Source organism: Citrobacter sp. Ce129, assembly GCF_030334545.1.
Classification (GTDB): Bacteria; Pseudomonadota; Gammaproteobacteria; order Enterobacterales; family Enterobacteriaceae; genus Citrobacter; species Citrobacter europaeus.
Genome location: NZ_JAOWDS010000075.1, coordinates 80,781 through 94,162 on the forward strand (window position 1 = coordinate 80,781; position 13,382 = coordinate 94,162).

11 protein-coding genes are annotated in these 13,382 nt (G+C 48.5%); 1 reads left to right on the forward strand and 10 read right to left on the reverse strand.

The features are described 5' to 3' along the window. Positions 1-121 precede the first annotated feature (121 nt). The 8 genes from OGV77_RS24235 to proB form a co-directional block, all read right to left on the reverse strand. Complete coding sequence (locus tag OGV77_RS24235) at positions 122-817, reverse strand: fimbrial biogenesis chaperone (protein WP_043015294.1); 696 nt, start codon at positions 815-817, stop codon at positions 122-124. Then, positions 814-2,430 (reverse strand): fimbrial adhesin EcpD family protein, encoded by a 1,617-nt coding sequence (locus OGV77_RS24240; protein ID WP_043015293.1) that lies wholly within the window; start codon positions 2,428-2,430, stop codon positions 814-816. The genes OGV77_RS24235 and OGV77_RS24240 overlap by 4 nt, the downstream gene beginning before the upstream one ends. Before the next feature lie 4 nt (positions 2,431-2,434). Continuing rightward, positions 2,435-4,927 (reverse strand): CS1-pili formation C-terminal domain-containing protein, encoded by a 2,493-nt coding sequence (locus tag OGV77_RS24245; RefSeq protein ID WP_087051710.1) that lies wholly within the window; start codon positions 4,925-4,927, stop codon positions 2,435-2,437. A 58-nt stretch (positions 4,928-4,985) separates the two neighbouring features. Beyond that, positions 4,986-5,663 (reverse strand): EcpB family pilus assembly chaperone, encoded by a 678-nt coding sequence (locus OGV77_RS24250; RefSeq protein ID WP_075145142.1) that lies wholly within the window; start codon positions 5,661-5,663, stop codon positions 4,986-4,988. 52 nt (positions 5,664-5,715) lie between these two features. Further along, positions 5,716-6,303 carry a common pilus major fimbrillin subunit EcpA gene (gene ecpA / locus OGV77_RS24255; protein ID WP_003031365.1) on the reverse strand — a complete coding sequence of 196 codons (588 nt, stop codon included), beginning with the start codon at positions 6,301-6,303 and terminating at the stop codon, positions 5,716-5,718. Positions 6,304-6,899: 596 nt separating this feature from the next. Beyond that, on the reverse strand, positions 6,900-7,619 hold the full coding sequence (locus OGV77_RS24260; RefSeq protein ID WP_016149621.1) for a Crp/Fnr family transcriptional regulator: 720 nt from the start codon (positions 7,617-7,619) through the stop codon (positions 6,900-6,902). Positions 7,620-7,901: 282 nt separating this feature from the next. Then, on the reverse strand, positions 7,902-9,152 hold the full coding sequence (proA, locus tag OGV77_RS24265) for a glutamate-5-semialdehyde dehydrogenase (RefSeq protein WP_087051685.1): 1,251 nt from the start codon (positions 9,150-9,152) through the stop codon (positions 7,902-7,904). A gap of 11 nt (positions 9,153-9,163) precedes the next feature. After that, positions 9,164-10,267, reverse strand: a complete 1,104-nt coding sequence (gene proB, locus OGV77_RS24270) for a glutamate 5-kinase (RefSeq protein ID WP_003031373.1) — start codon at positions 10,265-10,267, stop codon at positions 9,164-9,166. A gap of 289 nt (positions 10,268-10,556) precedes the next feature. Between proB and phoE the strand changes: the two genes are divergently transcribed. Further along, positions 10,557-11,612, forward strand: a complete 1,056-nt coding sequence (gene phoE, locus OGV77_RS24275) for a phosphoporin PhoE (RefSeq protein WP_042310379.1) — start codon at positions 10,557-10,559, stop codon at positions 11,610-11,612. Positions 11,613-11,669: 57 nt separating this feature from the next. Here the strand turns inward: phoE and crl are convergent, their stop codons facing one another. Together crl and frsA are read right to left on the reverse strand one after the other, a co-directional pair. After that, on the reverse strand, positions 11,670-12,071 hold the full coding sequence (crl, locus tag OGV77_RS24280) for a sigma factor-binding protein Crl (RefSeq protein WP_087051686.1): 402 nt from the start codon (positions 12,069-12,071) through the stop codon (positions 11,670-11,672). A gap of 57 nt (positions 12,072-12,128) precedes the next feature. After that, on the reverse strand, positions 12,129-13,373 hold the full coding sequence (frsA, locus tag OGV77_RS24285) for an esterase FrsA (RefSeq protein WP_043015288.1): 1,245 nt from the start codon (positions 13,371-13,373) through the stop codon (positions 12,129-12,131). Between the last annotated feature and the right edge of the window lie 9 nt (positions 13,374-13,382).

The window sequence follows — 13,382 nt, forward strand, 5'->3', positions numbered from 1 at the left end:
GACATGGAGTACAAATGACCAAAGTTTCATCTGTGCCGAGCTGATTACTGCATTGTATAAAGATAGTTACAGTATAGGTTCGATATCTAACCATGACATATCGGATCAGACTCAATGCTTACTATTGATTGAGTTTGAAGCACCCCTGGCCTACTGGGATGTATTTCTGCAACGCTACGATAAACTTTCGGTTTTTTGTTTTCAGCTCACTACTACGCCAGGTTTCACCCGGCAATACATAACGCATGGTGGCTTCATCATCGGTTGAGTTGCACCCCTGGTGTACGATGATTTTAAAAAAAGTATTCCCGGTGTTTTTCAGTGTTCCGTTAGCCTCATCAATGGTGTAAGCCAGATTTATGTTTCTCGGGCGAACAACCAATATGGTGTCCATAGCGATCACCGGGAGAGCCTGCCCGCCTTTCCCTTGATTACGTTCGGTAAAAAGCGTGATCGGCATTTCACGAAACAGAATTCGGTAATAGCGTTCTTTATCATCCTGCGGCCCACGGTAGAAAATCTTAAAAAACTCACTCGCCTGCGGAGCCAGTGAAAAATTCAGCGGAGTAAACAGAAGTTCGCCTTCAGCAATAGCACTTCTGTTTTCACCTCCCGGTCCCGGCTTATCAATTTTTACTGCGCCGATACTGTATAAATTCTGTTTCTGGCTATCGTTATAGATTCGTTTACTGATAAATGATTTATCCGATGGCATCTCATAAATGGTCGACTCCAGGTAGACTGCCTGTGTAGAGAATGCTGTCAGACCGGAAAGTAGAATAAATACCCATCTAAGCGCCAGACGGCGGCGGTTCATGGCGTCACTCCCACCCAATTCGCCGTGACTTTTATCTCTCCACTGGCGCTGACGACACCTTCCCAGTCAGCGCCAGATACGGTTAACATCGAACGTGAATCATTCATTGGGAAAAGCAACTTCAAATCAGTAGCATAATAGCTTCCATCGTCATTGTTATTTGCGTCCCAGGGCGTCTGTTGCCACTGCGCATCTCTCATACTGACTGCCGCTTCACTGCAGCTATTTCGTTTTTGCACCACGCCCCCCGACTGACTGTTGTACTGCAGAAAAGCGGGAATTGGGACGGACAGCCCGCCTTGCGCAGACGTAAACAGACAGTAAGGGACACTGTTTATCGTCGTACTTTCCCCAATAACTTGCGCGGTAATACTGTCGGCCTGACGGGGGCCTGAGACGGTTACGGTGTAATCCATTTCTATAGGAGCGGCATTGCCAATCGTGCCACTACCGCTCGCAGAAGCTGTGTTGTCCGAAGAGACGATACTGATCCCATACTCCTTCGGCACAATATTGAGCTGTAGCGAAGGGGTAAACTGGTAGTGTCCTGACTCTGGTGTTAAGCCATTATAAAAGCCGAAGGTAAACGGCTGACTGTTAGTAATGCTGATCCCTGAATCAACAAGCTTCTTCAAAAATGCTTTTGACAGAAAAATATAAATGTATTCTCCAGAGGTGGTAAAAACGTTGTAATAAGCAGTTGAAGTACCATAGTTATACCAGTTTGAACCATTCCCGGAGTATCTCACGGTGGCCGCTCCAGGCGTAAAACCAAGCATCGCCGTGTCGACAAAAGCGCGAAACGTCAAGGAGCCGGTCAGATTGGCCGTTTGTTGCAAGTTATAACTCACCATTTTGCAAATCACACCGTCAGTACCGCCCACCACGCCAAGTTCGCAATAACCAGAGTCTTTGGTGATGCTCGGCGTACCATCGCTGGCAACCCAAAGCTCCTGAAATGCGTTAGTCGAGACAAGTGACAGATGACCGCGTTTAGTTAACGTGTAATTGACGTAATTCCATGATCCTGTCGATTGGTCTTTGCACCGTTGTCCGGAAGAATAATCATAATTTACAGAAGTATAACAGCGGTTGAACACATAGGTTTCGCTGCTACCGGTAGGCACATTGCGGAAATACTCATAAGCAGTATCGGTCAGGGAAGCGAATCCGTAGGCGCCACCAATAACGCCTGCGACAGAGCCGACCTGCGCATGATAAAAACCGTTTTTGTCAGTGCCCAATCCGGCAATAAACCCGGTTGATGGGCACTGGGTACCACTATAACAACGGATTCCCCGGAAAGGCCCGTTAATCGGGGAGTTATCAATCCACATGTCCTGATAATAATTTCCAGGCGCAGTCCAGCCCACAAAACCTAAATACCCGAGACTCACCTGAGAGGTACCGTATTTTATCCACGTGTTTGACCCGCTGAAACGCGGATCAAGTGCCGATGGGGTAATAAAGTATTCACTATCAATGGCATTTTCGATAAACAAATAGTTATTACTGACTGAGCCGGAAGAGATTGCATTCAACGCCAAAGCAGGTACAGGTGAAAAACTCCCTACGGCACAGATTACAGTAGCTAATTTAATTAATACTTTCATTTTATTACCTCTGCGCCATCGTGGTTTGCGTTGCACATTTCACATCACCAACCCACGCTGCGCCGCGTGCTTTTTCCAAATCAAGATCGGCTTCGCATATGCTGCCATTGGCTGAAATTAACGTGATGACCGGATACTTTTTATCGATATCGATAGCAAACTCACCCTTTTCATCCGTACGCGTTTTACCGATGTGGTTATGGATATCGGTATTTGTAGCCAACTGTCCATCGGGATAACGAATGCGCCCGAATACGGTTACCATGCTTTTCACTTCAGGGTTGATAACACCCACGTTACCCGGATATAGCGTCAGCTCCTGTTTGCGTCCTGAAACAATATCGAAGCTGTCCTCAGAGTTTTTATCATTAAGGATTTCCAGCTTGTACTGAGCATAGGGCGGCAGTGCAATGAAATTTGATTTACCGCTGAGAAGATAATTGCGGTTATTAATCTTCGCAGCCAGTTTCCCTTCGCCGGTCAAATCTGTTTTCACAATGATGCCAGACCGCTGCCGCTCTTTACTCAGGCCAAAATCTTTACCTGCCCACGCCAGAGAACCCTGGGAAGAGAAGTTCATATTGGTGGAGTTGTCAGCAGAACGCGTTACCGATACGGTGCCGGCGTTATATTTCGTGTCATAACTCAAATTGCCGTTTACCGAATAATTATTGTCGTAATACTGTTCGCCACTCAGACGCGTTGATGCCGATAATCCGACCGATTTAATCGGGCCCTCAGCATACTGCTTGCGCGCGCTGAGATTACCCTGAGTACTGCCATAGCGATCGCGGGAGACGCCCATACTCAACCAGGATGCCAACGGCAACGATAAATCCAGACTGACATAACGTTCCTGCCGCCCATCGTCATTCCGGTTGTTGTAGTAATAACGCTGAATACCTGCACGCAACCCAACCGTGGCATACCTGCCTGAATAAAGGGTCGTGCTGTAGTCCAGATTACGATATTTATTTCCCGAGTAGCGATTCTCCGTCTGACTCACGGTGAGCGAGCCGCCATGAGGAATAAACTTTCCGAGGTTAAGAGTCCCGCCAATGGAATAATTATCACGCTCCTGCATGGGCAGACGATCGCCAATTTTACTGTCTTCACGAGATGCCCAAAGGGAACCGTATCCCTCAGGTACATTAAGGTTGATGTTACTGATATTTCGCCATGACGAATCGTTCGCCACCAGCGTCTGATTGCCAATGCTTACGTATTCATTCACATTGAGCGTGACATCCGTTTCATTAACCGCATTGTTGTCAAAACCGTAGAGCGTGGACTTCAGGCCCAGCCCCGACAATATTGCCAGCGTCACCGATGCGGCCCCCCCGGCAATCCAGGTCTGCTCGCTGCCCAAATCCTGATAATGATTTCGCTTATAACTCACACGGTCATAATCCAGTGAGCCACCAAACAGTTGCCACGAGAGCTGATCAATCCCGGCAGCTTGTTGGCGGGCAAAGATTTTATTAACCCTGCTGATACGACTATTAATTGTCCGGCCATTGACCACGATATCTACCGTGACGTCATAAACTCCATACGGAAAACGACTGGTATCAATTTCATAACTGCCCATATTAAAGTTCTGGACGCTGAGCAAACGCCCATCACGGAAGACATGAACCTCGCCAGCGGCTGGCAAAAATACGGTAATCGGCGTGAGTGAAAGCGCGGTATTCTCAACAACCGTACTTCCTTTGTTTCCGTAGCTCACACCGTAAATTTTCCCGCCATTCAGCGCATTCAGGCTGGCAATAGACTGGACATTCCAGGTGTCGAGCATCCCAAGCGCCAGTCGATAACCGTCATAATCACGCTCATACATCGCACGATAGAGTTTACTGGTGCCGTTGCTGTCGCCGATGCCGTAAAACGAACCGTTAATGTTGATATGGTGCTCGCGCAGCGATGTAGTATTGTCCACCGTCAGATAGCTGCGGGTACTGCTGCCATTATGATAATCGTTGTAGTAGGTACCAAAGTTATAGTTCAGGACGTTAGAGAGAGACTCCACGCTGGAAGGTCCAAGCAGGCTACTGCGTGCGACAATCGCTTCAGTTAACGCATCTTTGCTGACAATCATCTCCAGGTGAAATGAAGAGACGTTGAGCTGCAGGCGTGCATTGTCCGATAACTCGATATTGGTGTTATCGTGAAATTTCACATCACGAATTTTTTCTACCAACGCACGAGTGTTTCCAGATAACACGGCATTATTAGGCAATTCAGCAAGAGTCAGGGCTTTAACTGTAATATTGCCATCAACAAGTGAAATCACCGCATCGGCAATTTTTTGCTGACTTTTCTCGTCAGTCTCGTTGTAACGAATATATACCGGCACCGTCATTCCCTGCTCCAGTGAACGGGCGAAAGCGCTGGGAATAACGTAATTACCCACTTTTACTGGGGCTGCATGTGAAAATCCTGGTGTCAGCGCAAGAAAAAAACAAATGCTACCGCCGACAATATTTGTTGTTGTCATATGCATCCTTACATTCCGGTATTTTTATTTATCCCGTACAGATGGCTGCAATCGACCATCACTTCACTGTAATAAACTGCTTACCGTGCCAAATACCAATGCGTGAACGGCTATTGCTGATGTCGGTAAACTGTAATTTTATTTTCGTACCTGGCATAATGTAATAACGTTCGCGACAACCTCGTCCCTGATCGCGAGCCTTATCCTTACACGCGCCATAGGCGATCACACGAAACGAAACATTGCCAGTATTGGCAATAACATCGCCATTTCGGCTATATTCAAAACGCTCTTTTCGCGGCGCGACCACCAGAATAGTGCCAATTTCAGCCGACGCTGTTGCAACCGCCATTTTATTCGCCCGAGTTTCCGCGCTCTCGGTGATCGGCTCATCTATCCATTGCAGACGATAATAACGTTCGAGATCATCTGCAGGTCCTTTATAAAAGAAGCGAAAAACATCCTTTGCCTGACCAGGAAGAATAAGATTGGCAGGTGTAGAAAGTAACTCTCCGGAATTGACAGGTTTTATTTCGACTCCCCCCGCCAAAGGTGATGACAATTGTTTTACCGAAACACTGACATAACGCGCCGCATCAGTTGTATTAGTAATTTCTTTCGATAATGAACTCTCAGCAGAAGTCATTATCGATGTGATTTCACCCACATTAATTGCCCATCCGGGAAAAGATACTACTAACCCTACCAACATCGCTGTCGGTAAATATTTTTTCATGACGCCATTCCTGATAAATTCGGGAGAAAAAATTCTCCCGAATTTTTATTACTTAGGCAGACGGAGTCGTCCAGGTTGCATTAAACTGTACTTTTACATCTCCAGTCCAATAGCCGTCTGGCAGAGCAGAGTAATCCGTTACTGCCTGGCTACCATCAGAAGTCGCTGACGCGATGGTGAATTTGAAGTTGGATTGATCGCTGACACGAGCAGCACCGTTATAAGCGCCATCAGCCATCAGGCTTTCAAGACCAGAAGTAGAGCTGGAGTTAACCAGGACAGTATCTGATGAGTTAGTCAGCGCGGTGCCATTCCATGCCACCCCTACGTTCAGGGTAGACGCATCGCCACTGGCGTTGGTCAGCGTGTTACTAATGATCTGAGCAGTCAGCTCAAAATCAGTTGCCGTTTCCTGACCCTGAATAGTCACATCAAAAGCACCGTCCTGAGAGTTGAAGGCTTTCAGACCTTCAGCATACTGGAAAGTCAAAGAGTTCAGCGGGGTGACAACCAACATACTGGTGGTATCTTTTGTTGCCGTCGCGTCCCACGAGGCAGTTGCAGAAGCAGTAACGTCTGCCATTGCATTTGCTGCAACAAATACAGAAGCCAGAGAGGTTACTAATAATAATTTTTTCATTTTTATCTTCTCCTAAGAACAAACTCACCACCGAGTCTTATTTTTAAGTCACTCCAGCGGTTCCATTAATTGCGAGCCAGAATTGCCGCGCCAAAAAATTATCATTTGAATTAAGTAACATCTCAACAAACCCTGAAACGCAAAAATTACAAAAAACTAAGAATTTTCCCACAAAAAAATTTACCTAAGAAGTTTCCTAAGATAAAATTACTTTAAATGCGCCTTGTTTCAGAATTATCACCCAAACAAATAAGTAATACCAAACAATTCATCTTTTTTATGTTTTTGATAAATATCAAAAAGATCATACAAATATCACCTAAGCAAAACCCTTACAAAACATAAAGATAATTAACGCCTCCATATTTTCTCTATAATGCTTAATATTTGTTGCAATTATGCTAAATTTTTAACTTCACAAGAAAATTCTCATGAAATATTCATATGAGGGGGAATATTCTTATAAAATAATCATTAAGCTGGAGGATTAGTATTCGAATTGATAATTATTTCACAAAAATAAAACCAGGAATTTTCCATATAAAAAGAATATTCCTGGAATATCAAGTGTTATATAACGTTCAACCAGGAGAGATTTAGCTGAAACCTTTTAATCCCAAATAACTATTAAGTGTTACCGTACGCACCCGATGTAGGGTAATCAAATTTTGTTGTTCAAGGGATTTAAATGACCGGCTAACGGTTTCAATTTTAAGGTCGAGATAACTGGCAATTTCCTCCCGGGAGAATGGCAAGTGAAGCGTCGTTTCTGGCCTGCCAATACGTAAATGCATCTCGTAAAACTCCACCAGAAAAGCAGCGATCCTGGCCTCAGCATGTTTATTCGCATAGCGCCGCAGTTTTTCAACAATGAATCCATTGTCCCTGCAGAGAAACTTGATGACTGCGGCAGCAACCGACGGATCCTTTTCTGCTACTTTGAACAACCGCGCAATATCGATATGACATACCTCCGCAGCCGTTGCCGCCTTAATCGTTGTCAGGTACTTCCCCCCTTCGACAGCATCCAGCGCCATGATATCTCCCGGAACATAAAAGCGACTGATAAAATCGTTATCACCGCATTCCACGCTGGACTTGCAGTATCCCTCGTGAATAACAAAAAGCATGTTTGCGGCTTCATCCTGCCGGGCGAGTATCTCCCCTGCTTTAAACCTTCTTCTTTTGTCTATTAATCGGTGTTGATTATCACGATCAATTGCCGCTCCCTTTGGACACAGCGAACAATGGCGGGGGGGAAACGGGTTGCCGAGCGGCACAACAGGAATGCGATGTTTGTGAATATCCGATTTCACGCAACAACTCCTCATAAAAATGAGACTGATTCTAATAGATCGAACCATAGGAACAATACGTGAACGGCAGACCAGGAAAATTCATGCTGGCAGGGAAAATTCTGTGATACGTCGCCTTTCGGGCGCCGGTGAGAGCATAGGTCAAAAACAGACTGATGCGGATGATGTTAAAACGTAGGATAGAAAAATAAATGCGGCAGCGAAGTGAAGTTTAGAATTAAGCGGGAGATGCCTTAATAGCTTTAAAATTAAGAGCACTATTATGGCATCGCCCGTTTTCAATTACGCCCGGATCGTGTCGTCACCGAAGCCAATCCACTTATATGTGGTCAGCGCTTCCAGCCCCATTGGGCCACGCGCGTGCAGTTTTTGCGTGCTAACTGCCACTTCCGCCCCCAGTCCGAACTGACCGCCATCGGTAAAACGGGTGGAAGCATTCACATACACGGCAGAAGAGTCCACTTCATTCACGAAACGGTTGGCGTTGCTGAGCGTGCGCGTCAGGATAGCATCCGAGTGCTGGGTGCCGTGTTCGCGAATATGGGCGATTGCGCCATCCATATTTTCGACCACCACTACGTTCAGATCCAGAGACAGAAACTCGTTATCCAGCTCTTCCGGTTTCAGCGGCACCAGTTTGGCCGGGCCACACAGTACCTGCATCACGATTTCGTCACCGTGCAGCGTAACACCGCTATCCGCCATCTTTTGGCTTAATGCAGGCAGGAAACGCTCAGCGATATCCTGATGCACCAGCAGAGTTTCTACGGTGTTACAGGTGCTTGGACGCTGAGTTTTGGCATTAACGATAATCTTTAACGCCGGGGCTATCTCAGCAGAATCATCAACATAAATATGGCATACGCCAATGCCGCCGGTGATGACTGGGATGGTCGACTGCTCACGACACAGCTTATGCAGGCCCGCGCCACCGCGTGGGATCAGCATATCGATGTACTTATCCATACGCAGCATTTCAGCGACCAGCGCGCGGTCCGGATTATCTATCGACTGCACCGCTGCTGCGGGTAAACCGCAGGCTTCCAGCGCCTTTTGGATCACCGCCACGGTCGCGGCGTTGGTCCGGTACGTCTCTTTCCCACCGCGCAGAATTGCCGCATTACCGGTTTTCAGGCACAGGGAAGCAACATCAACGGTGACGTTTGGGCGCGCTTCATAAATCACGCCAATCACACCCAGCGGAACGCGACGACGTTCAAGGCGCAGGCCGCTATCCAGCAGACCACCGTCAATCACCTGCCCGACCGGGTCGGCGAGATTACAGACCTGACGTACATCGTCAGCAATCGCTTTCAAACGCGCAGGAGTCAACGCCAGGCGATCGAGCATAGCTTCGCTCAGGCCGTTAACTCGCGCCTGCTCAACATCTTGTACGTTCGCGCTGAGGATGCTTTCCGTTTGCGCTTCCAGCTCATCAGCAATGGTTTCCAGTACGCGATTTTTTTCACGACTGGAGAGTAGCGCCAGCTTGTATGACGCAGCTTTGGCAGCAATGCCCATTTGTTCCAGCATATGCCTGTTCCTTAACGGGTGATCATATCGTCGCGATGGACAGCAACCGGACCGTATTCGTAGCCCAGGATGGTGTCGATCTGTTGTGAGTGATGTCCGGCAATACGGCGCAGCGCATCGCTGTTATAGCGTGTAACACCGTGGGCAATATCGCGCCCTTCGAGATTACAGATACGGATCACTTCACCACGAGAGAAGTTGCCTGTCACGCTTTTAATGCCTTTTGGCAGTAATGAGCTACCGCGTTCCAGAATCGCTGCGGTCGCGCCCTCATCGACGGTAATTTCCCCGGCAGGCGGTGCGCCGAAGATCCAGCGTTTACGGTTTTCCAGCGGAGAGGCCTGAGCATGAAAACGCGTCCCGACAGAAACGCCTTCCATCACATCGCCAATAACGCCAGGCTTGCTGCCAGCGGCAATAATGGTGTCGATCCCGGCGCGGCACGCGACATCGGCAGCCTGCAGTTTTGTTCCCATGCCACCGGTTCCCAGACCCGAAACGCTATCTCCGGCAATGGCGCGCAGCGCATCATCAATACCGTGCACGTCTTTGATCAGCTCAGCCTGCGGGTTGGTGCGTGGATCGGCGGTGAACAGTCCTTGCTGATCGGTCAGCAGCAGCAGCTTATCGGCCCCGGCCAGAATCGCCGCCAGCGCAGATAGGTTGTCGTTATCACCGACTTTAATCTCGGCGGTCGCTACGGCGTCATTCTCATTAATGACAGGAACAATGTTGTTATCCAGCAGCGCGCGTAGCGTATCGCGGGCATTGAGGAAGCGCTCTCTGTCTTCCATATCCGCACGCGTCAGCAGCATCTGGCCGATATGAATACCGTAAATCGAGAAAAGCTGTTCCCACAGTTGAATCAGTCGGCTCTGCCCTACCGCCGCCAACAGCTGTTTCGAGGCTATCGTTGCCGGGAGCTCAGGATAACCAAGATGCTCACGTCCGGCGGCAATCGCGCCCGAGGTAACGATAACAATACGATGCCCTGCGGCATGGAGCTGTGCGCACTGGCGAACCAGCTCTACGATATGGGCGCGGTTCAGGCGGCGCGATCCGCCCGTTAACACACTGGTGCCAAGTTTTACCACCAGCGTCTGGCTGTCACTCATGATTCTCTGCCATTCAAAATTGGGGAAAATGATATCAAACGAACGTTTTAGCAGGACTGGCCCCGGTTGCCAACAACCAGCGCACAAAGCATGAAATTTTATTGCGCAGGATCAGCAAGCGTAACGGCAGATTTTGACGCATTTATTACAGAAACAAAAAAACATCCTTTTTTAAAAATATTCTTACTTTGTCATAAAACGTTCATTGCCAGACGTTAAAAACCTTCCTGTCTTTTAACGGGGATCACACCCAGTGAATATTAGCGCGTACTTTTAATCAGGAATGAAAATGAAAAAGAGCACTCTGGCATTAGTGGTGATGGGTATTGTTGCGTCGGCATCCGTACAGGCAGCGGAAGTGTATAACAAGAACGGTAATAAACTGGACCTGTACGGTAAAGTAAAAGCCATGCATTACATGACGGATTATGACAGCAAAGATGGCGACCAGAGCTATATCCGTTTAGGTTTTAAAGGCGAAACGCAAATTAATGATGAGCTGACGGGATATGGCCGCTGGGAAGCAGAGTTCGCCGGCAATAAAGCCGAAAGCGACTCTAACCAGCAAAAAACTCGCCTGGCCTTCGCCGGTCTGAAATTAAAAAATCTTGGCTCGTTTGATTACGGTCGTAACCTCGGCGCGCTGTACGACGTGGAAGCGTGGACCGATATGTTCCCCGAATTCGGCGGTGACTCCTCCGCACAAACCGATAACTTTATGACCAAACGCGCCAGCGGCCTGGCGACCTATCGTAATACGGACTTCTTCGGCGTCGTGGATGGTCTGGATCTCACGTTGCAATACCAGGGTAAAAACCAGGACCGCGATGTGAAAAAACAGAATGGCGACGGCTTTGGTACCTCCGTTACCTATGACTTTGGCGGCAGCGATTTCGCGGTCAGCGGCGCTTATACCAACTCCGATCGTACCAACCAGCAGAATCTGCAAACTCGTGGTACAGGCGATAAAGCAGAAGCCTGGGCAACCGGCTTAAAATATGATGCCAATGATATTTATATTGCGACGTTCTATTCTGAAACACGCAATATGACGCCGATTTCCGGCGGCTTCGCCAATAAAACACAGAACTTCGAAGCGGTTGTTCAGTACCAGTTTGACTTTGGTCTGCGTCCGTCACTGGGTTATGTGCTGTCAAAAGGTAAAGATATTGAAGGCGTAGGTAATGAGGATCTGGTGAATTATATCGACGTGGGCGCAACATACTATTTCAACAAAAATATGTCCGCGTTTGTCGACTATAAAATCAACCAGCTCGATAGCGATAATAAGCTGGGCATCAATGATGATGATATCGTTGCTGTCGGTATGGTCTACCAGTTCTGATATAGCATAAAAAAATGCCGGATGGGGTTGCGCCGCCATCCGGCATTTTACTGTTCATTACGCCGTTAATTTAACCGGCTCATCGTTAAAATCGTCAGCAGGCTCCAGCGCCAGATTCAGCGAGGTTAACAACCCACGTAATTTTTCATGAAATTCACGTAAGGTGTATTCCAGTCGCTCTACCACTTCAGTCTCTTTCACCGGCTCCGCCGTCCAGTTCCCGTCTTTATCAAACAAGCCAAACTGATAGCTGTAGGTAAAGCGTTTTTCCTGCGCCTCCAGTTCCATCCACCAGCCCCAAAACTCGCGTTTTTCAGGGGCGGGTTTCACATTGACGCAAACAGCCAGACAATCGAAAAAAAACCGATTATCTTCGCACTGCCCTTCCCGGATGTACGGGCCAAGCGCGGTGAATTTCTTGATCAATCTACTTTTCGGATGCCCACTCGGTAACGTCATTACGATCTCCTTAGGTGAAGCACCTGTTTTACCAAATCGATAAAATTTAGCAAACTTTTAACACAATCTCTGATTGATCCAACCAGTGATTTCCTGCAGGCCTTTGTCAAAATTGCGATACACCGGGTTGAATGGAATCTCCAGCAGCTTACCGTCGGAAGATGAAGATGTGATTAAACGCGACTCCTCTTCCGGGCTAAATGGATCGTTTTTCCAGAACCCCGACAGCATTGGCGTTGGGCAGCGTCGACCCAGCAGGCCCTGCACTTTTAATGAATAGCGATTAAGCTCAACGCGTAGCGCTTCATCGGATGCGTCGTGCATCCCGAGGCGACTGGCCAGAACGTCAAGATACATTTCCGGTACGCTTGCCTGACGTTGTGGGTCACTTAGCAGCGCATGCACTACCGGACCAAGACAGGCAACCGCCTTCAGACGCGATGATTCCAGATACGCCAGGCGTACCGCCACGTTAGCACCAAAGCGGAAACCGAAGGCCGCCACGCGGGTGTGATCCACCCATGGAACATTCGGCAGCGCTTTTAATACGTGCTGGTGCAGCAGGCTGGAATCCTGGGTCAGTTTCCATTTTGATGAGAACCCGACCGACGGCATATCCAGCGTCAGCATAGCAATACCGCGCGGGGCAAAGTAACGCTCATACAGACTGTAATAATCCGTTTGCATGGAGTCGAGGCCACCGCACATCAGCACTGTCGGGAACGGACCGTCGCCTTTTGGCATATGCAGGAAACCGGTGATCGGCGCGCCGCCGGTTACGGCAAACTCCATCTCACGCAGCGTGCCCGGCAGACGCTGCGCAGCTTCTTCATAAGCGCGATTGGCCAGAGCCTGCGCCTGCTCTGCCAGCTCATCGCCTTTTAAGTGTGGATACGCGGCAATGTTGTACAACGTGGAAGCATGCAGCCAGTGGCGTCCACTTACCTGCGGATCCTCCTCCATAGATGCTTTCTGTTGCCAGTCCATCGCCTGCTTCGCCCACTCGTAGATCCAGTTTCCACCGCGATAGCCGATGACCGTGTCATAGAGCTCTTTATCCGTGCGTTCGGCTTCGCTCATGACGATACGAGCCTGGACTTCGAGGATTTCGCGCGGATCGACGCCACGCCAGATCCACATCAGGCGATTCACCATGCGATACCAGTGTGGAACGGTTTTGCCATCCAGGGCGGATTGTACGGATGGCTGCGCGCCGTGATTAAAACGACGAACCAGCGTTGACGTTTCAGGGTGTTTGAAGCGGGGTTTAAACAGGACTTCGCTGAGGTTAGCCTGTGACATGATTGCAGC